At 40.1% G+C, this 20680-nt stretch carries 14 protein-coding genes; 12 read left to right on the top strand and 2 right to left on the bottom strand.

Translation table 11 applies throughout. The annotated features are described in order from the left end of the window. Positions 1-10: 10 nt before the first annotated feature. The 4 genes from IPU53_RS17115 (at position 11) to manA (ending at position 3476) form a co-directional block, all read left to right on the top strand. Positions 11-1291, top strand: a complete 1281-nt coding sequence (locus IPU53_RS17115) for a DUF4129 domain-containing protein (protein ID WP_207452226.1) — start codon at positions 11-13, stop codon at positions 1289-1291. A 60-nt stretch (positions 1292-1351) separates the two neighbouring features. Beyond that, positions 1352-1966 carry an SGNH/GDSL hydrolase family protein gene (locus tag IPU53_RS17110; RefSeq protein WP_207452225.1) on the top strand — a complete coding sequence of 205 codons (615 nt, stop codon included), beginning with the start codon at positions 1352-1354 and terminating at the stop codon, positions 1964-1966. Between the two features lie 144 nt (positions 1967-2110). Continuing rightward, on the top strand, positions 2111-2524 hold the full coding sequence (locus tag IPU53_RS17105; RefSeq protein WP_207452224.1) for a VanZ family protein: 414 nt from the start codon (positions 2111-2113) through the stop codon (positions 2522-2524). A 4-nt stretch (positions 2525-2528) separates the two neighbouring features. After that, positions 2529-3476, top strand: coding sequence for a mannose-6-phosphate isomerase, class I (manA, locus tag IPU53_RS17100; protein WP_207452223.1), 948 nt, complete (start codon positions 2529-2531; stop codon positions 3474-3476). A 258-nt stretch (positions 3477-3734) separates the two neighbouring features. Here manA and IPU53_RS17095 read toward each other — a convergent pair whose 3' ends face one another. After that, a complete protein-coding gene (locus IPU53_RS17095; RefSeq protein ID WP_207452222.1) occupies positions 3735-4916 on the bottom strand; it encodes a M14 family metallopeptidase in 1182 nt (393 codons plus the stop codon). Positions 4917-5092: 176 nt separating this feature from the next. Continuing rightward, positions 5093-6307, bottom strand: coding sequence for an ROK family transcriptional regulator (locus IPU53_RS17090; RefSeq protein WP_207452221.1), 1215 nt, complete (start codon positions 6305-6307; stop codon positions 5093-5095). Between the two features lie 539 nt (positions 6308-6846). On the opposite strand from IPU53_RS17090, the gene IPU53_RS17085 reads away from it, so the two are divergent. The 8 genes from IPU53_RS17085 to IPU53_RS17050 all read left to right on the top strand — a co-directional run bounded on the left by IPU53_RS17085 (position 6847) and on the right by IPU53_RS17050 (position 20515). After that, complete coding sequence (locus tag IPU53_RS17085; protein WP_207452220.1) at positions 6847-8016, top strand: galactokinase; 1170 nt, start codon at positions 6847-6849, stop codon at positions 8014-8016. Between the two features lie 60 nt (positions 8017-8076). Continuing rightward, positions 8077-9066, top strand: coding sequence for a UDP-glucose 4-epimerase GalE (gene galE, locus IPU53_RS17080; protein ID WP_207452219.1), 990 nt, complete (start codon positions 8077-8079; stop codon positions 9064-9066). A 147-nt stretch (positions 9067-9213) separates the two neighbouring features. Continuing rightward, positions 9214-10743, top strand: a complete 1530-nt coding sequence (galT, locus tag IPU53_RS17075) for a UDP-glucose--hexose-1-phosphate uridylyltransferase (protein WP_207452218.1) — start codon at positions 9214-9216, stop codon at positions 10741-10743. A 545-nt stretch (positions 10744-11288) separates the two neighbouring features. Then, positions 11289-13997 carry an alpha-mannosidase gene (locus IPU53_RS17070; protein ID WP_207452217.1) on the top strand — a complete coding sequence of 903 codons (2709 nt, stop codon included), beginning with the start codon at positions 11289-11291 and terminating at the stop codon, positions 13995-13997. Between the two features lie 2 nt (positions 13998-13999). Then, complete coding sequence (locus IPU53_RS17065) at positions 14000-15307, top strand: glycoside hydrolase family 125 protein (protein WP_207452216.1); 1308 nt, start codon at positions 14000-14002, stop codon at positions 15305-15307. Positions 15308-15403: 96 nt separating this feature from the next. Next, positions 15404-16750, top strand: coding sequence for a sulfatase family protein (locus tag IPU53_RS17060; RefSeq protein WP_207452215.1), 1347 nt, complete (start codon positions 15404-15406; stop codon positions 16748-16750). A gap of 37 nt (positions 16751-16787) precedes the next feature. Beyond that, positions 16788-17399, top strand: coding sequence for a YesL family protein (locus IPU53_RS17055; RefSeq protein ID WP_207452214.1), 612 nt, complete (start codon positions 16788-16790; stop codon positions 17397-17399). A gap of 5 nt (positions 17400-17404) precedes the next feature. Beyond that, the gene (locus IPU53_RS17050; protein ID WP_207452213.1) at positions 17405-20515 is read left to right on the top strand and encodes an alpha-mannosidase; all 3111 of its coding nucleotides are present in this window, start codon (positions 17405-17407) and stop codon (positions 20513-20515) included. The last annotated feature ends 165 nt before the right edge of the window (positions 20516-20680 follow it).

The following is a 20680-nucleotide window of genomic DNA, read 5'->3' as shown; positions in this document are numbered from 1 at the left end:
GGAGTTGAGCATGATGAAGCAGCTAAGGACCTCCTTTTACTATGGTATCATTGAACTATTACTTACCTTTCCACTAGTCTTAATGGCAGGTGTGCTCCTCGTTGGAACAGAGAAACTATGGGGATGGCTCTTTAGTTTATGGGGCTTATTTTTTCTCGGGATTGTCCTGCGTGCTGTATGGCCGCAGAAGCAATGGTGGTTCTATATATTTATCGCTATTGCCCTTGGGCTTCTGCCTACATGGCTTTTTTCAGATCTATGGTATATCCAAGTATTGTTAGGGATTATTCAGGTTGTGTTGGTCTTTAGAGGATTGACTTATTTAGGGAATTCATCCGTGATCCCACTTCTTTTTATGTGGTACGGCGGTTTGCTTATTTATTTTGTTAGTTATTTTCTGTTTCGCTATCAATCTCTTTTCCAACCATACTTAACCGTGTTCTCCATTTGTGGTGTTGTCTTAGTTGGTATTATCTTATTCGTTTCCAATGATGAAACGTTAAAAGCTTCAACCTTATCTCAGGAGCAAAAACCTTTTATTAGTCGTACGATCCAGAGTCAAAATCGCTTTTTCTTGATCGGGACTCTGCTTGTGATTGTGGCGATTTCTAATCTCGGCAAGATTCGTGAATGGCTATGGGATGGTTTTAGGGCAATCATGGGATTGATCTTTAGAGAATCGACGGAAAAAGAAATTGAACCGATGCCAGAAGGGAGCGCTCCCTCCTCACCGTTGTTGCCCGATTTTCCAGCTGAAGAAAAATCCGCCTTTCTCGAATTCCTAGACATGGTAATGACCTATATCGCGTATGTTGTGGTGGCTGTTATCCTGCTTCTCGCCTTATTATTACTGTTCAAAAAAGTACGTCAACGTTTGCTCATGCTTTTTCGCAAATTCCTTAGCATGATCAAAAATCTTCTAAGTCGTTCGTCAGAGGATTGGGAGACGGAGCAATATATTGATGAAAAAGAGAGTCTATTTGATTGGCAAGAATGGCGAAGGGAACAGCAGGCAAAAGCGAAGAATATAGTATCGCGTTTATTCAACCGGGAGGTACGCTATGAGTCGCTTACCAACAAAGAAAAAGCAAGATTCATTTATCGAAAGCTTGTCGAACAACAGGCAAAGGATAAGGATCTCGTGGCTTCGATGACGCCGCGTGAAGTGCTTAGTAGACTCAGTCATGAGCAGAACTTGGATTTAGTAAGAGAAGCTTATGAACAAGTAAGATATGGAGAGCAAGATGTAAAGGTACAAACCTTGCAAACGATTTATAAGTATATAAAGTGAGTTAGGTTACTAGAGATCAATATTGGCCATTTACTGTGGCAAAAAACGGAGGAATGAAACATGGAATATCCAGCTCGGATTCTATTCATTGGGGATAGTATTACGGATTCAGGGAGAAGGGAAGACCCAGACAAGCTCGGTTTTGGTTATGTACGTCTTATCCATGACGAGCTTTTGGTCACGAATCCTGACAAGCAAATAGAAATATTAAATAAAGGAATTGGTGGCGACCGTATTACTAATTTGCAGGCAAGATGGCAAGAAGATGTCTTGCGTGAACAACCTGACTATGTATCAATCTCCATCGGTATTAATGATGTTTGGCGCCAGTTAGATCAACAGCAAATGGAGCAGGTATATCCTGAGCAATATGAAAAAATTTATCATGAATTATGTAAGCAGACGAATGCTCGGCTCATTTTAATGGAGCCAACGATTATTGAAGAGAATTTGGAATCTGAAGGGAATCAAAAGCTAGTAGACTATGTTCAAATTGTGAGGAGACTTGCAAAGAAATACAATGCCATTCTTGTGCCAACCCATCAAGCTTTTCAAAACTATCTCCTTTCAGGAAATAGCCATAAGTTAACGACTGACGGAGTTCATATGAAGTCAGCAGGCGATATGTTAATGGCAAAATCTTGGATGAAAGCTTGTAAATCTCTATGGGAATAGGGCAGTGTGAAAAGCAAGGAGCCAACTCAAATAGGGTTGGTTCCTTGAGGTTTTTTGACACATTTGCTAGAGCACATTATACTACAAAGTGGTTGAACTTATTTTTATCCGTTTTTTTAGAAAATTAACTGAAGGAATCGGTATATGAAAAAAAAGTATGTATGGCTTGGATTTGCAATTCTAGTTTGTATCGCCATTTTCGTGACAACGGCATTACCCGTGTCAACAGGTGGGCAGACGAAGCTTCTAATTTTGCAGTTTTTGCCGATATCAGAGGAAGTAGCAGCTAATGTAAATTTTTTATTCCGAAAATTAGTCCATTTGACGGCATTTGGCTTTCTAGCTATTTTATTCTACAATAGTTTTGAGAAAAATAGATTTTTATGGGCATGGATAATCACCACTGGTTATGCGGCAACAGATGAAATTCACCAAGCCTTCATTCCTGAGAGAACAGGTTCAGTATGGGATGTAGGCTTGGATTCACTAGGTGCATTACTCGCTTTATTGACCCTGAAAGTTCTGAAAAAATATGTAGTGAGACGGAAGAAAGGATGACAGCATGATGGAACCTTTATTTTTACAACCTGTTTTTCAAGAAAGAATCTGGGGAGGTACTGCCCTTAAAACCCAATTTGGCTATGAGATCCCATCTGACCATACAGGAGAATGCTGGGCTATTTCTGCCCATCCAAATGGTCCTTCTATTATTAAAAATGGTCCATTTGCCGGTAAGACATTGATAGAACTTTGGGAAGAGCAACCTGAACTATTTGGAAACCATCCAACAAAGGTATTTCCGCTCCTAACTAAGATTTTAGATGCGAATACGGATTTATCTGTTCAAGTCCATCCAGATGATGAATATGCAAATGAGCATGAAAATGGTGAACTTGGAAAGACAGAATGCTGGTATATTATTGATTGTAAAGAGGGAGCAGAACTAATATACGGGCATACTGCAAAAACAAAAGAGGATTTCGCAAGTATGATTGAGAAGGATGAATGGGATCAGTTGCTTCGACGCGTGAAAATTAAGCCAGGAGATTTCTTCTACGTTCCAAGTGGAACGATCCATGCCTTAGGAGAAGGAACGCTCGTACTTGAAACACAGCAAAGTTCTGATACGACATATCGCTTATACGATTATGGCAGAATTGGCCAAGATGGGAAGACACGTGAACTACATATTGATCAGTCGATCGCTGTAGCTACGATTCCACATAAAAATGCAGATGTTCAAGAAGCGATTAGCAAAGTACCTGGAGCAGAAATTACGACTTTTGTTGAAGCAGAGTATTTTACAGTTTATAAATGGGAAGTTGATGGAAAAGCTACCTTTGAACAAGACAAGCCATTCATGCTTGTTAGTGTCATTGACGGCGAAGCAGACATGCTGGTGGATGGCCAATTCTATCCGATTCAAAAAGGTGACCACTTTATTTTACCTGATGAAGTAGGTGATATTGAAATGGATGGAGAAGCAAAACTAATTGTTTCGCATGTTTAATAGAAAATATTGCGGAAGAGGCTGACCAATAAGTTTTCAGCAACGAAACGAAGGGGAAACGAATGACTCTCTCTTCGTTTTTGTTGATGAATACATTTTAATAAAATCGCCAAAAACGGCGACACGCCTGTGGGAATAGCATCAGCTGAAGCTACCCCTGAGGCAAGGGAGGCTTTTTGGCGATTTTCTATTTTGGGGATAGCCCCTTCTGAATATCACAAAAAATTAAATTGAGTGGAAAATAGTAGTCCCGTAAGTCTAGCTTAGCGCTCTCACTAAAAGAGGTTTCGTATCCGTATAAATTTCATCAAACTGGGAAATAGGGAGAGGATTTTGCCCAATCCCCAACTCGATCGTAAAGCCTGGTTTGCGGAATTCTTGGATAAACCAATCTTTGTAGCCCACGAAACTATCAACATATTGAACTGCCTCATAGCCACTTGCTACGGCAAAATCTTGTGCAAGTATAGCGGATTCAGTAGGTTCTAATGCCTCATATCCCCAATAAATTTCTTTGCCTTGTGTGTGTAAGGAGAGAAGGCGATCAAATCCTTCTTGTAGAGCTAGCTGAGCCATGGCTTTCGTTTCTGGTTCACTGATCGGTGTATCCCCTTGAAAATCACGGGGACCAGGCTTTGTTGGCTTTCTTTTCTTCTCAACATCCCAGTTTGCTGGGAATTGTTTATTCAAATCTACCCCTCGAATATTTGCTTTCCAACCAGAGAAGTCGATATTACCATTATTCAGGTCAACTAAATTATCTTGCAAATCTATAGGGGGGCCATTCAAAACCAAATCTACTCCATCTGGATTGACCATCGGAATAGCGAAAAGCTGTGATTGTTCATAAAGAGTAAGGGCTTTAACCCCATTGATCTTTTGGCCATCTACGAGAGCCCGTAAATAATCGTTTAAAAATTGCATGAATATACAGGTTGTGATCCATTCATTTGCATGGAAAGAGGCATTAATCTGTACTTTTCTTTCTCCTTTTCCGATCTGTAGTCCATATAAAGATTTTTTTAGAACACTGTTCCCTACCTGAAGGTTTCGTATAAATGGATAATGATCCAATAGAGACTTAATATCCATCTGGAGTTGGGTAAAATCATAATGAGCTTTTGGATCAACTATATTTTGGCTGGTACGCAAAGGAATATGTACTTTTTCACCTGGTGAAAGATGATGGAGATCTATTGGCTGGTTGACAAGGAGTAAAGCATCCTCTTTAAGTTGATGTACATTTGCAAGTTTTGATATCGTATCACCGTGGCGAATGATATATGTGCTTGTTGTATAGCCGGGAATATGTACGGTTTCCCCAATTTGGAGCTGTTCGGTACTTCTATTTGCATTGGAATCGGCGATAAGGACAAGGGGAATCGAGAACAATTGTCCATAATATTCGAGTGTATCTCCTGAACGAACTTGTATTTTCATAAGTCTTCCCTCCACATACATTCATCATATTAGGTGTATGAAACAAATTATAAAACATGACAGAAAGATATGGAACCTATTGCCGCCCAATTTAAATGAATATCGTTCCAAGCAAAGCGGCATCTCCCTTAAAACATGCTGATAATTGAAATAGCCGCTTGGCTTCTGTTTTCCTCTTACTCACGCACTAACGGAAAGTCCCCTGCAAATATATCTTCTAAAACTAAAGCAGCCGCTCCGTTAGCTGTTGCAAAAACCCCTTGTTTTGAACAGAAAATTTCCGTATCTCTAGCTTGTTTAGTTAGTGCTTTATTTGCAATCGTTTCTTTAATTTTTGGCATGATAAACGATTCAGCCTGAGCAACACCACCTCCAATAATTATTTTAGTCGGGTTCAAAATGTGGATAAGATTAGTCAAGCCAACTCCAATATAGACCCCTGTTTTTTCTAAAATCTCCAAAGCTAATAGATCTTCTGCCAAAGCTGCTTCATACACTAACTTTCCATCTATTTTCTCGCCATTATTTTTTGCTAAATTTTTTATAATTGTATCCCGTCCTTGTTGAATCTGGTGTTGGGCTTCTCTTCCAATTGCTGGACCGGAAATAAGGGTTTCCCAACATCCATGATTTCCACAGGAGCATAGTTTTCCATGAATATCAATCGTCATATGACCAATTTCCCCAGCAAGATCATGCTCGCCATGAAACAACTTCCCATTCAGAATAACCCCGGCACCGACTCCATGTCCTATATTGAGGACTGCCATATTATCATGATTCTTTTCGTTAGCGAACCAATATTCACCAAAAGCCATTGCGCGTACATCATTATCTACTTTGACATGTAGACCGAATCTCTTTTCCAATTCATCCTTCAAAGGGATCTCATGCAAATTTAATCCAGGTGCATAGATACTGACACCAGTTTTCACATCCACAACCCCGTGCATACCAATTCCGATTCCGATTAGCTCTTTTTCCTTATGTTGAAGAATGAGTTTCATGATCGTATTCTCAATCAATTTTAGCAAGGCATCCTTGGAATTTGATAAAGGGATAGGGACTTCTATCTGTTCGATCATCACTCCCGATAAATCTATAAGCACAGCTCGAATCACCGTTGTCCCAACATCAAGGCCAATAATATGGTAATGAGCCTGATCAATTATCAATAGGGTTGGCTTTCTGCCGCCAACAGATTGTCCCTGTTCACTTTCGATGACAAGGCCTGAGGTAATAAGTTCATTCACAAGACTACTTACGGTTGGTGGCGTTAAATTTGTTTGTTTGGCAATGGTGGCGCGGGAAATAGGGCCATCAGTACGAATTTTATTTAAAATAATCGTTCGATTTAATGATTTCATCCATTTAAAACTGCCTTTTTTCATTATGACAAATCCTTTCTTCTATTTAGGAGATAATAGTTGTTATCCACAAGAAGGAAAACTCTTTTTAATCACGTAAGATGTTGGTCAGAACAGCGTTGCGACGTACAAGGATGTACTAGTGCAGACAAAGCGCTAGGACGGCGCGGTTTGAGTCTGCCGCCAAGACGGCGCGAATTTAGCTGTTCATCCTTATTATGAAAAGTTTGTACGTCGCTAAACGGGCGCTTGCGCTTTTCTTATGAGGTAAGAAAGTATAAATTTTGGCTAATGCTTGATCCAGCTCCAGCGCCCAGCGACTAGCAAACTTTCGGTGCCTTCCTACGATAAGTCAACATCAGCTCGCCTTATCAGGCTCACTGTGTTTCCTTTATCTCGTCAGGCCCCTAAAAAGTTTGTACGTCGCTAAACGGGCGCTTGCGCTTTTCTTATGATAATTAGTCATTGCAAAAATGTTATTTTTATAATAACATATAAAGTAAGTTAAATTAATTAATTAAGTTTTCGGAGATTAAATCTTACAAAACAAAGAGGTGACCAAATTGGAAAATCTAGAGAAGTTAACAAAGAAATTTGAAAAGGTATACGGTGACAGCAAAAATGCACGCTTTTTCTTTGCGCCAGGGCGTGTCAATTTAATTGGTGAGCATACTGACTATAACGGCGGCCATGTTTTTCCTTGTGCGTTAGATGTGGGTACAACTATTTTAGTGAAAAAAAGAGAGGATCAGACGCTAAGATTTTACTCGATGAATTTTGCGGAAAAGGGCGTCGTAGAAGTGAATGTAGATGATCTCGTCTATAAGAAAAGCGATGATTGGGTTAATTATCCAAAAGGTGTGATCGATATATTCCAGAAGGCAGGTCATAAGCTTCCTCATGGCTTGGATATCTTGTATTATGGCGATATTCCGAATAGTGCCGGTCTTTCTTCTTCTGCATCGCTTGAACTTGTTACGTCGGTTATGATCAATGAGTTATTCGATTTTCAAGTAGAGATGCTTGATATGGTGAAGTACTCGCAAAAAGCAGAAAATGAATTTGTTGGTGTGAATTGTGGGATTATGGATCAATTTGCAAGTGGGATGGGGAAGAAGGATCATGCGGTTCTCTTAGATTGTCAGACACTCGAATATCACTATACGCCAATCCACTTGGAGGATTATGCTTTGGTTATTGCCAATACAAATAAAAGCCGTGGTTTAGCAGACTCCAAATATAATGAACGTCGCGCGGAATGTGAACGGGCTTTGAAGCAATTGCAAAAGGAATTGGATATTCAATCTCTAGGAGATTTAACCGTAGATGAATTTGAAGCTAATAAATACTTAATCGATAATGAAACAGACCGTAAACGCGCGAAACATGCTGTTTCCGAAAATGCTCGTACCCTAGTGGCCGTCGATAAATTAAAAGATGGAGATCTTGCGGCTTTTGGAAAATTAATGAGTGCCTCGCATCTATCACTACGCGATGACTATGAAGTAACGGGAAAAGAATTAGATACGCTTGTAGAAGCAGCTTGGAATGAAGATGCTTTAGGAGCAAGGATGACTGGAGCGGGGTTCGGTGGCTGCACCATCAATCTCGTCAAAAAAACGCATCTTGATTCCTTCATCCAAAACGTCGGTGCAAGCTATGAAGAAGCAACAGGAATCAAGGCAGACTTCTACACCGTCGCAATTGGTGATGGTGCGAAAGAACTACGGTGACAGGCACGAACCGAATCGACTCGAATAATGTCGAATGATATTAATGGGAGGGGAAAATAGATGGCGATTTTAGTGTGTGGTGGAGCAGGCTATATTGGAAGCCATGCGGTGGCACAGGTACTGGCACAGGGTGAAGATGTAGTTGTAGTCGATAATTTGCAGAAGGGGCATAAGGAAGCTTTGCTAGAAGGGGCAAAGTTTTATGAAGGGGATATAAGAGATTTGCCCTTTTTAGATAAAGTTTTTTCGGAAAATAAAATTGATGCTGTGATGCATTTTGCAGCCAATTCACTTGTAGGGGAAAGTGTGCAAATCCCGCTTGACTATTATGATAATAATGTTGGCGGAGCAATGGCCTTATTACAAACCATGAAAAAGCATCAAGTTGACAAAATTGTTTTCTCTTCAACAGCAGCGGTCTTTGGGGAACCTACGGAAATTCCGATTCCTGAAACGGCAGTCACGGATCCAACAAATCCTTATGGAGAAACAAAATTGTCGATAGAGAAAATGTTGAAATGGACAGAAGCGGCTCATGGTATTCACTATGTTGTTTTACGCTACTTTAACGTTGCGGGCGCTCATCCAAATGGCATTATTGGAGAAGATCATGATCCTGAGACTCACCTCATCCCGATTATTTTACAAGTAGCACTTGGCAAACGAAAGGAAATTTCTATTTTCGGTGAGGACTATGATACCGCGGATGGCACCTGTATTCGTGACTATATCCATGTTATGGACCTTGTTGATGCCCATCTCTTAGCCATTGAGAAATTACGTAAAACAGGGGAAAGCGGTACTTATAATTTAGGAAATGGCAATGGCTTCAGTGTAAAAGAAGTGATTGAAGCGGCTCGAAAAGTGACGGAAAAAGAAATTCCGGCTGTTGTTGCTCCAAGACGTGCTGGTGACCCGGCAAAACTCGTTGCCACTTCTGCAAAAGCCCAAAAGGAGCTTGGATGGAAGCCACAGCATGCTTCATTAGAATCGATGATCCAAAGTGCATGGGATTGGTTTGTTGAACATCCTAATGGCTACGAGAAATAGGCGTTCGTACGAATGGAACAAGGCTGGACATAATTAAAAACGTTAACCTCAAGGACGAACAATTGTATGCCCTTAGCGGAGGAAAATACTTATGTCCCAGCCTTTTATTGTTAAATAAGTAGTGTGGTAATAAAGAGGAGGCAGCATATGAATATTTATTCTGCGTTAGAACAGCTAGTCCAGTATGGCTTACAGAAACAGCTAATTGAAAAATGGGATGTCGACTTTGTGCGTAATCAGTTACTGCAAGCCCTTGATTTAGAGGATTGGGACTTGTCTATCACAACAACAGGGACAGATTCGAGCGAGGCATCTCCTGTCCATATATTGGCAACTATTTTAGATTGGGCGGCTGAAAATGGCCGCTTAGAGCATAACACAGTCACATTTCGAGATTTGTTGGATACTAATTTAATGGGCACTTTAATCGCCAGACCTTCAAGCATTATTGATAACTTCTATTCGATTTATAAAGAAGAAGGACCGCAAAGAGCAACTGAATACTTTTATCAATTGGCGAAGGATTCTCACTATATTCGAACAGATCGAATTGCCAAAAATGAACATTGGTTTTCACCAACCCCTTATGGAGATTTAGAAATCACGATTAATTTATCGAAGCCAGAAAAAGACCCGATTGCGATTTCAGCAGAAAAAACAAAAAAGACATTCAGTTATCCAAAATGCTTGTTATGTAAAGAAAACACCGGATACTCGGGGCGAGTGGATCATCCTGCACGGCAAAATCATCGCATTATCCCTGTAGAATTAGAAGGAGAACAATGGTATTTGCAATTTTCTCCTTATGTTTATTATAACGAGCATGCGATCGTTTTCTCTGGAGAACATGTTCCTATGAAAATATCTAAAAAAGGCTTTCATCGTTTATTAGCTTTTGTTGAACAGTTCCCACACTATTTTGTTGGGTCCAATGCTGATTTGCCAATTGTCGGTGGCTCGATTTTAAGTCATGATCACTTTCAGGGTGGAAACCATATTTTCCCGATGGCGAAGGCGGAAATGGAATACACATTTTCTTTTGAAGGCTATGAAGAAGTAGAAGCGGGGATTGTACGCTGGCCCATGTCTGTTATTCGTTTAAGAGGCAAAGATCGTCAGCAACTAGCAGAATTAGCGCATTATATTTTGAAACGCTGGCAAGATTACAGTGATCCCACCGTGGATATCATGGCATCAACCGACGGAGTTCCTCATAATACGATTACACCGATTGTTTGTCGCTCTGGGGAAAAATATGAATTTGATCTTGTGTTACGTAATAATCGAACAAGTGAACGGCATCCATTAGGCATTTTTCATCCGCATGCAGAAGTTCACCATATCAAGAAGGAAAACATTGGCTTAATTGAAGTAATGGGCCTTGCTGTTCTTCCAGGCCGCTTAAAGGATGAGCTTCAACGAGTGGGAGAATATCTTCTTCTACCAAACTATGAAGAGAAATTAAAGACAGATGAGATGACAGAGAAACATGCTGACTGGGCTTGTCAGATTAAAGCAAATTATTCAGAACTAAGTCAAGACAATGTACAGTCTATCCTCCAAGAAGAAGTGGGCCATGTTTTCTCAACTGTATTAGAACATGCAGGAGTATTCAAAAGAACCCAAGAAGGAAAAGCAGCCTTTCAGACATTTATTCATACGATTAATAAAGATTAGAAGTCAGCCTAGTGCTGACTTTTCTTTGTGGTTAAGGAAATTATAAAATTGTCGCTTATGGCTAAGTTGTAGTTTTGACTTTTGTCGTCCCAGGCTCCATCGGCGTAGCGCCGGACAGGATATACTAGTGCAATTGTCGTTGCGGTTTGAGTTTGCCGCCAGGACGGCATGTCTTTGGCCGTTCATCCCTATCGACAAGTTGTACATCGCTAAATAGCTTGTACTTTTGCTGTCGAAATTTAGTGTGTTGATTATGTTTAGAAAAGCTGAAAAAATGATATGGAAGAGTTCGAGGGGATTGACTTTTTTTTTCTAGATTACTAATGTATAGTTGTATGATTAACAAGTATGAAAGATAGGGTAATTTCGGGGGTGTTTGACAGCGGTTTCTGTAAGTACCCATAAAGTGAAACTTCATTCAGTGGGGTTTTTTCATCCCCCACTTACAATTCTTGTTTTCACCTTGAATTCTTGTGGGGGTCTTACTGCCCGTTAAAGCGGGATAAATTAGGATGTCGTGATGACTAGAAAGGATTGTGAACAACATGGCAAACACAACAGCACATATTATTTCTCATTCACATTGGGATCGTGAGTGGTATCTGCCTTTTGAGAAACATCGTTTTTATTTAGTGAAATTAATGGATGCTTTATTGGAGAAATTAGAAAATGATCCTGATTATAAAAGCTTTCATTTAGATGGACAAACCATTGCTTTGGACGATTATTTGGAAGTCCGTCCGGAAAAATTTGAACTCGTAAAAAAATATATTCAAGAAAAAAGAATCATCATTGGACCTTGGTATATTTTACAGGATGCTTTTCTAACAAGTGCAGAAGCCAATGTACGTAATTTAGTGATTGGGATTAATGAAGCGAAGAAATATGGTCCTTATTCAAAGCTTGGTTATTTCCCAGATACATTCGGCATCTATGGACAAGCTCCACAAATGCTCAAACAAGCTGGTATTGATACAGCTGCATTTGGCCGTGGAGTTAAACCAACTGGCTTTAATAACATGGTCAGTGATTCGGAAAACTTTGAATCTCCTTATTCTGAATTAGAATGGCAATCTCCTGATGGTTCAAGTGTTTTAGGTGTATTGTTTGCCAATTGGTATTCAAACGGAAATGAAATTCCGGCTTCAGAGGAAGAAGCAAAGAAATTCTGGGAGCAAAAACTAGCAGATTCGAAAAAATATGCATCAACACCGCATCTACTTTACATGAACGGCTGTGATCACCAGCCATTACAAAAGGATCTTCCAGAAGCGATTAAATTAGCTAATGAAATGTATCAAGATATTGAATTTAAACATTCGAGTTTTGAAGAATATATGGAAGCCGTCAAAAACAATCTTCCGGAAAAGCTTCAAACTGTAAAAGGAGAATTGCGTAACCAACGTACAGACGGTTGGTCTACTTTAGTGAATACTGCTTCTGCTCGTATTTATTTAAAACAAATGAATCAATCTGCCCAAACGAAGCTAGAACGATTATTAGAACCGTTAGCTACATTCGCTTATATGAACGGGGAAGAATATCCAGAAGATTATCTGCGTTTTGCTTGGAAGCAATTGATGCAAAATCATCCACATGATAGTATTTGTGGTTGTTCAATTGATGAAGTTCATGAAGAAATGGTAACCCGATTTAAAAAAGTAGGTCAAATGGCTGATAAGCTTATTGAGGAACAATCAGAAAAATTAGCGGCGAAAATCAATACAACCGCACCTGCTGGATTTGATAAAGCCATTCCGTTGATTGTCATGAATACAGCTGGCTATAAGCGTCATACTACTGTTGAAAAAGTGATTGATTTTGAAAAAGTTTATTTTGGAGAAATGCCTTTACAAGAAATTCATGGGCATTTGAAAAATAAGGCTCTACCAAAATTGGCCATTGTGAATGAAAAAGGGGAAGAAATTCCTGCAACCATTGAAGACCTAGGCTCTACATTTGGATATGATTTACCTGACGATAAATTTAGGCAGCCACATTATGCGAAAAAAGTAAAAGTAACGTTTGCGACAGAGGAACTTGCAGAACTTGGTTATGCTACTTACTTCCTTGTAGAAAAAGAATCAACTATTTCACTACAACAAATCGCTAAAGACGGTAACGTACTTGAAAATGACTATCTGCGTGTAGATGTTCACGAGGATGGAACGTATAATGTTCTGGATAAAGTAACAGGTCATGAATTACAAAATGTAGGAAGTTATGAAGACACAAGTGATATCGGCAATGAGTATATGTTTAAAAAAGCAACTGGAGAAAAAGCTTATACTACAAAAGGCTTGCAGGCAAACGTAAAAATTGTCGAAAACAATGCTTCACGAGGAAGAATTGAGATCACTCATCAATTTAACATACCTGCAGCAGTTCATGAAGAATTAGAGGACTTGAAGGATCGGGTTGTATGGCATAAAGATCGGGAAGCTAGACGATCAGACGAAATGACTACACTTGAATTGAAAACCATTTTGACACTAGATCGACAAGCAAAAGGGGTTGCCGTAAAATTAGCATTCAATAATACAGCGAAAGACCATCGGCTTCGGGTTGTCTATCCAACTGATTTTTCGACCAATCACCATTTAGCGGAAAGTGCTTTTGAAATCGTAGAAAGACCAAATAAGCCAGAGCTAGAATGGAGTAATCCAAGTTTCGATCATCATCAACATTCTTTCGCCTCTTTATCAGATGGGAAAAATGGATTGACTGTTGCGACAAAAGGTTTGCAAGAATATGAAGTGGTGGAAGACAATACTACACTAGCCATTACGGTATTACGTGCTGTCTCTGAACTTGGTGACTGGGGATACTTCCCAACGCCTGAGGCACAATGCTTAGGAGAGCAAACAGCGGAATGGTATGTGATTCCTCATGCTGGAGATGCGATTTCCGCAAAAGCTTATGAGGCAGCTTATGACTTCCAAATTCCGATTGTATGTGTGCAAACAGACTCACATGACGGAGAGCTAACACCGAATGGCCAATTCATGCAATGGGAAAGCAATGGACTTGTCTTAACGAGTGTAAAAAGAGGAGAAACAAGTGAGGATCTTTTCTTAAGGGTATATAATCCTTCTTATCAAGACAAAGTACTAACCATTCATCATCCTGATCATGTAAACTACTACGAGAGTAATCTAATTGAAGAGAAAATCGAAACGATTGGGGAAAACTGCCAAGAGCGACCAGTCGGTGCTTACAAAATTATGACTGTGGGTATGGAAGGAGTTAACTAATCATGACTAATATACCAGCTTCATTGCAAGCGATAATCGAGCAAGTCAAAACAGCTTTTCCAGGGGAGGAAAAGCTACACGAGATGTTTGCTCAATGTTTTGTTAACACGTATTCAACGACTTTAAAACAACTAGATGATTGGACAACCTTCGTTATTACTGGAGATATTCCAGCAATGTGGCTGCGCGATTCTGCAGCTCAAGTCCGCCCTTATTTAATGGCGGCAAATGAAGATGATGCAATTAAAGAGATGCTTGTTGGTGTCGTTAATCGACAAATCCAATTTGTTTTACATGATCCTTATGCGAATGCTTTTAATGATTCCGCGAATGGGAAAGGACATCAAACAGATAAAACAGAAATGACGCCGTGGATTTGGGAGCGAAAATATGAGATTGATTCCCTTTGCTACCCAATTCAATTAGCGTACTTACTTTGGAAATCGACAGAGGAAACAAGCCATCTAAACGCAGATTTCCATGAAGCAGTCCGCACGATTGTCAAGGTATGGAAAACAGAGCAAGATCATGAGCAAAACTCTCCATATCGTTTTGAACGAACAGAAGACAGACCACAGGATACATTAATTCGGGATGGAAAAGGTTCAAAGGTTGTACCAACTGGGATGACATGGAGTGCATTCCGTCCAAGTGATGATGCTTGCACATACGGTTATTTAGTACCTGCCAACATGTTTGCATCTGTTGTGATGGGCTATGCCGCAGAAATCTGCGAAACAGTTTTACAAGATGCAGAGCTAGGCAAAGAGTGTGCTAACTTAGGACAAGAAATCCGTGAAGGTATTGAAAATCACGCGGTAATCGAACATCCAATGTACGGAAAAATCTATGCCTTTGAGGTAGATGGAGCAGGCGGCTATCAACTAATGGATGATGCCAATGTGCCGAGTCTAATGTCAGCTCCGTATCTAGGCTATTGTGATTTTGATGATGAAATCTATCAAAACACACGAAATTTTATTCTAAGCCGAGACAATCCTTATTATTATGAAGGAAAAGTAGCTAGTGGTATTGGGAGTCCGCATACACCAGATCATTATATTTGGCATATCGCTCTTTCTGTACAAGGTATGACAAGTATTGACCAGAAAGAAAAAGAATCGCTCTTGCGTACGCTGTTGAATACAGATGGTGGAACAGGCTTTATGCATGAAGGCTTTAATGCATCCAACCCAGAAGCATTTACACGCGAGTGGTTTGCATGGTCGAACACAATGTTTAGTGAATTTGTCCTTAGCTATATTGGAAAAACCGTCAAAGGTAGTCCACTACAGCAAAAGCAACAGTAAATTTTAAAAAATAACTATGTCTTCCTGCGTCTAATTGCCTTGATGATTAGACGCAGGCAAGCAATATATGTCATACATAAGTTGGAGTTGAGAAGGATGAAGAGGACAAAGAAAAATGTCATTTGGGTTTTTGGCGATCAGCATCGTGCTCAAGCTCTTGGTTTGAATGGCGATCCGAATGTACATACACCTAATATTGATAATCTTGCGGCAGCAGGTGTCCATTTTTCCAACGCTGTTTCTGGTTCACCTTTATGCTCTCCAGCGAGAGGCTCAATTTTAACAAGTCGCTATCCGCATAAATGTGTTCCCGGACATGAACATCGGCTGCCAGAAGATCAACCGACGATCGCCCATGTATTCAATGAAGCAGGGTATGATACCGCTTATTTTGGCAAATGGCATATTGATGGATATCATGAGGAAGCAGGTAGAGCGGCACATCATATTATTCCACCTGAAAGAAGAGGCGGATTTAAAAAATGGCTTGGTTACGAGAACAACAATAGTCAATGGGATTGTTGGGTTCATGGTGGTGAAGGAGAGGAAGCGTTTCATTATCGCTTGCCAGGTTTCGAAACAGATGAGATGACGAATCTTTTTATCGATTATATTGAGGAAAAGGGAATGGAAAAACAGCAAGGGAAGGAAGATCCATTTTTTGCTGTCTTATCTGTCCAACCCCCTCATGATCCGTATATCGCTCCTGAAGATTATCGGAAAGGGCACACACCTGCCAACATCCAATTAAGGACCAATGTTCCGAATGTTTCCCGAGTTGAGGAGCAAGCTAGGAAAGACTTATCGGGATACTATGCGATGATCGAAAATTTAGATTGGAATCTTGGCAGAATTCAACAGGCCCTTCAAGCGGTAGATTTAGCTTTCGATACTCACATCATCTTCTTTAGTGACCATGGGGATCTACATGGATCACACGGACAATTTAAGAAACTGAGTCCATATGAGGAATCGATCCGGATTCCGTTTATAATTGGCGGTGAGCAACCTTTTTATGAAGGAAGAAAAACTGGAAATTGTTCGCTTCCTTTCAATCTTGTCGATATCGCACCAACGACATTGGGGCTTTGTGAGATTGACAAACCCGAGTGGATGGAGGGAACGGACTTCTCTTCCCATCGTTTAACCGATCGACCGGGTGATGCGGAGCCGGATTCCGCCTTTTTACAATCGGTTATCCCGACTGGACATGGTGACAGTGTTGATAAACCATGGCGAGGGATTGTCACAAAGGACGGTTGGAAATATGTTTGCTTTGAAGGTACTCCATGGCTTTTATTTAATCTGAATGAGGATCCATTTGAACAGATAAATCTTGCCCATAATCCATTTTATCTTGAAAAAAAGCGACAATTACAGGAGCGCTTGCAAAAATGGATTGAAGAGACCGGAGATCCTTTTATATTACCAAAAACATGTTGAGCTGAAATAAAGATTACACTTTGGAGGTTGGTCAAGAATGAAATTGTTTCAAATAGTAAGTGAGTGGCTACTCCGTTTGATATGGACCAACCTCTTATGGATTGGATTTACACTGCTTGGATTAGGTGTTTTCGGGATTATGCCAGCAACTGTGGCTATGTTCACGATTGTTCGTAGATGGACAATGAAGGATTTCGACGCACCGATTTGGTCAACATTTAAAACTACATATTTTAAAGAATGGAAAAAGAGTAATATGGTTGGTGTGATCTTTGCTTTGATTGGGATTTTTCTATTTCTTGATCTTAGCTTTTCTGAACAAATGACAGGATTTTTCTCGTTATTTCTATATGTCTTCTTTCTTGTTCTATCGATCATTTATTTCCTAACATTAGCGTTCTTTTTCCCGCTTTATGTGCAATATACGTTCTCAATCAAAGAATATGTAAAACAATCACTGTTCCACGCGATTGCGAGCATAAAAGATATTATTATCCTTTTACTTGGGCTTACCCTTATTGGCTTTTTACTAACAAAAGTTCCAGGGCTTATTCCTTTTTTAGGAGGAGTTCTCCCAAGTTATTGGATTATGACGATTTGTATGAAACGATTCCGTAAAATGGAAAAAAACACAGTAATCAAGGAGTGATGAAGTTGTTTTTAACAGAAAATAAATATGAAAATCGTATTCGTGAATTAGCCAATTATCGTTATCGTGATGGTGTTTCAATCAAAGAATTTATTATTCAAGAGGATACTGGAGAAATCGGCGCCTATCCACCTGCCCAGTATGATTCACAACAAAAAATGAGTCTAGGTGATCATTGGAAAGGTCGAGATCGCTATTTATGGCTTCATGCGAAAGTGGAGGAGCAGAAAAAATTATCAGGGAAACAAGTAGTTGGCCTTTTCTCATTCGGCCGAACAGGTGGAGGAAATAACTCAGGATTTGAATCTTTGTTATTTGTGAACGGAAAACCTTATCAAGGGGTGGATTCTAATCATGAGGAAGTTTTATTTGATGACGAATATACGCAAGGTCCTTTACGTCTTGACTTCCGGCTTTGGTCAGGTATGGAAGGGGGAGGCGCCCCGAGGGAACAAGAGTATAAGCTAGAAAAAGCCGAGATCGCTTGGCTTGATTCAAAGGTGGATAATTTATTTTATACATTGTATGCCGCCTTCGAAATCTTAAAAGAAACGACAGAGGCTGATCCGGCTCATTTAACATTGAGTAAGCTGATTGGAGAGGCCCTTAGGCTGATCAATTGGACAGAGCCAGGTAGTGAGGAATTTTATCAATCTTGTTATGAGGCTGAAGCCGAGTTAATGAAGGCTGTTGATGCGATCGACCCTACATCTGAAATTACGATCCATACTGTTGGTCATACACATATCGATGTTGCTTGGTTATGGCGATTGAGAAATACTCGGGAAAAATCAGCTCGTTCTTTTTCAACTGTTTTGAATTTGATGAAGCGATTCCCAGAATATTTATTTTTACAAACACAACCACAATTGTATGATTATATTAAATCCGATTATCCAGAAATGTATGAACAAATCAAAGCGAAGATTTCGGAAGGGAAATGGGAAGCAGCTGGGGCGATGTGGCTTGAGGCTGACTGTAATATCCCAAGTGGTGAGTCACTTGTGCGTCAAATCCTTTATGGGAAGGAATTTTTCAAAAAGGAATTTAATGCCGATAGTACCTATCTCTGGCTTCCAGATGTATTCGGCTATAGTTGGGCCCTTCCACAGATTTTGAAAAAATCAGGGATTAACACGATGATGACAACGAAAATTAGTTGGAACCAATATAACCGGATGCCACATGATACTTTCTATTGGAAAGGGATTGATGGGTCGGAGATATTGACACATTTCATTACAACACCTGAACCTTGGAATGGACCGGATTCTTGGTTCTATACGTACAATGGCTTTATTACGGCAAAAACAGTCAAAGGCTCATGGGATGGCTACCGAGATAAAGAATTGACAAAGGATTTGCTTGTCTCTTATGGGTATGGTGATGGTGGTGGCGGAGTAAACCGTCATATGCTTGAGATGAGACGCCGTCTCGATCAGCTTCCAGGGATGCCAAACGTCAAAACTTCTACAGCAGGAGAATTTTTCGAGAAACTCCATGAAAATGTGAAGGGATCGGATGGTTATATTCATAAATGGGATGGCGAATTATATCTTGAATATCATCGCGGCACGTATACAAGTCAAGCCTTTATGAAAAGGATGAACCGTCAATTGGAGCTACAATATCGGCGGGCTGAAATCCTGACTAGTTGGTTATCACAAACTGGCGACTGGCAAGGTAATGATGCGTTAAAAGAAGGCTGGAAGATCATCTTACGCAATCAATTCCATGATATTATTCCAGGCTCCTCTATTACTGAGGTTTATGAGGATGCGAGAAAGGAATACGAAGAAGCATTTAAGATTGTCGATCAGGTGGAAGCAGAGATTTTATCTACCCCATTAGAAAATGCTGATCAAGCAGTTACGCTTTATAATGCTTCACATATAAAGAAGGCAAGAAATGTGTGGGTTCCTGAGCACATAGGGGAAGATGGTGTTTGGAAAACAGCAGATGGGGTTATATTACCGGCTCAAAAACAAGTGAATGGTTGGCTTGTAGAAGTGGAATCTCTTCCAGCTTTTGGCGCGAAAACTCTATACTTTGAAGTCGCTGCAAGATCGGAAGAAGACACCCCATTCCATTATGCTGATCAGAAGCTCGAAACGCCTTTCTATTCAGTAGCATTCAACCAATATGGACAAATTTCCAAGCTGTATGATAAAGAGGCTGAACGCTCCATCCTTGCTGAAGGTGAAAATGGCAATGTCTTACAAATTTTTGAAGACAAGCCACTTGCCCATGATGCATGGGATATTGATATTTTCTATCAGGAAAAGATGGAAGAAATCCGTGAATTGGTCGCATTTGAAGTCAAAGAAAATGGCCCACTAGCAATAGAAATTCAAGCAAAATGGCACTATCATAAATCCGAATTCACGCAAAATATTGTCTTTTATGCGAATGAACGCCGGATTGATTTCAAAACGAATGTTGATTGGCATGAGAAAAATAAGTTATTAAAAACTGCGTTCCCTGTCGATATTCGTGCGACAGAAGCGACGTATGATGTCCAATATGGAAATGTGAAACGTCCGAATCACTGGAATACAAGCTGGGATATGGCACGCTTTGAATCTGTTGGTCATCAATGGGCCGATTTATCTGAAGCAGGCTTCGGAGTTAGCTTATTGAATGACTCCAAATATGGGTATGATATTAAAGAAAATCGCATGCGCTTGTCTCTACTAAAAGCTGCGACACATCCAGATCCCCATGCGGACCAAGGACAGCATACCTTTACGTATGCCCTTTATCCACATACTGGTGATTGGCGTGAAGCGAAAACAGTAGAAAAAGCGTGGGATCTAAATGATCCTGTTTTGACACTGCAAGGAGAATGGAAAGATAATGAATCCTTCTTTGATTTACATTCCGACCATATTTGGGTTGATGCAGTGAAGCCTGCCCAAGATGGAAATGGTGTGATCATTCGCGTACATGAGTATGAAGGACGTAGAGGAAAAGCGGCATTGGAAGTACACAAACCAATCAAAAAATGGGTAGAAACCAATCTAATAGAAGAAACAATCGGCGAAGAGCAATCTAGTTCGTCTCTTGAATTTAGTATTAAACCGTATGAGATTAAAACTTTTAAACTAAGCCTATAGAGGATGTTCAAAAAGTCCGGTAAAAATGACGCTGCGAATTTCTTCGTTGGCTTGCTTCTTTGCTGCTCATGTATTTAAATGCATACATTCCGCTGCTCGAAGCTGCGCCGCCTCGAACTTCTTGGTACTTTTTATCCTCCTTTTTGAACACGCATCTATAACGTA

This window comes from Bacillus sp. SD088 (assembly GCF_017355205.1).
GTDB lineage: Bacteria > Bacillota > Bacilli > Bacillales > Bacillaceae_C > Lederbergia.
The sequence above is the reverse complement of the archived record's forward strand: the minus strand, read 5'-3'. Positions and strand labels throughout refer to the sequence as shown.

Coding starts and splice junctions, on each gene's coding strand:
- IPU53_RS17115 (WP_207452226.1), top strand. CDS start 11: ATGATGAAGCAGCTAAGGACCTCCTTTTACTATGGTATCATTGAACTA.
- manA (WP_207452223.1), top strand. CDS start 2,529: ATGATGGAACCTTTATTTTTACAACCTGTTTTTCAAGAAAGAATCTGG.
- IPU53_RS17110 (WP_207452225.1), top strand. CDS start 1,352: ATGGAATATCCAGCTCGGATTCTATTCATTGGGGATAGTATTACGGAT.
- IPU53_RS17065 (WP_207452216.1), top strand. CDS start 14,000: ATGACTAATATACCAGCTTCATTGCAAGCGATAATCGAGCAAGTCAAA.
- IPU53_RS17070 (WP_207452217.1), top strand. CDS start 11,289: ATGGCAAACACAACAGCACATATTATTTCTCATTCACATTGGGATCGT.
- galE (WP_207452219.1), top strand. CDS start 8,077: ATGGCGATTTTAGTGTGTGGTGGAGCAGGCTATATTGGAAGCCATGCG.
- IPU53_RS17095 (WP_207452222.1), bottom strand. CDS start 4,916: ATGAAAATACAAGTTCGTTCAGGAGATACACTCGAATATTATGGACAA.
- IPU53_RS17060 (WP_207452215.1), top strand. CDS start 15,404: ATGAAGAGGACAAAGAAAAATGTCATTTGGGTTTTTGGCGATCAGCAT.
- galT (WP_207452218.1), top strand. CDS start 9,214: ATGAATATTTATTCTGCGTTAGAACAGCTAGTCCAGTATGGCTTACAG.
- IPU53_RS17105 (WP_207452224.1), top strand. CDS start 2,111: ATGAAAAAAAAGTATGTATGGCTTGGATTTGCAATTCTAGTTTGTATC.
- IPU53_RS17055 (WP_207452214.1), top strand. CDS start 16,788: ATGAAATTGTTTCAAATAGTAAGTGAGTGGCTACTCCGTTTGATATGG.
- IPU53_RS17090 (WP_207452221.1), bottom strand. CDS start 6,307: ATGAAAAAAGGCAGTTTTAAATGGATGAAATCATTAAATCGAACGATT.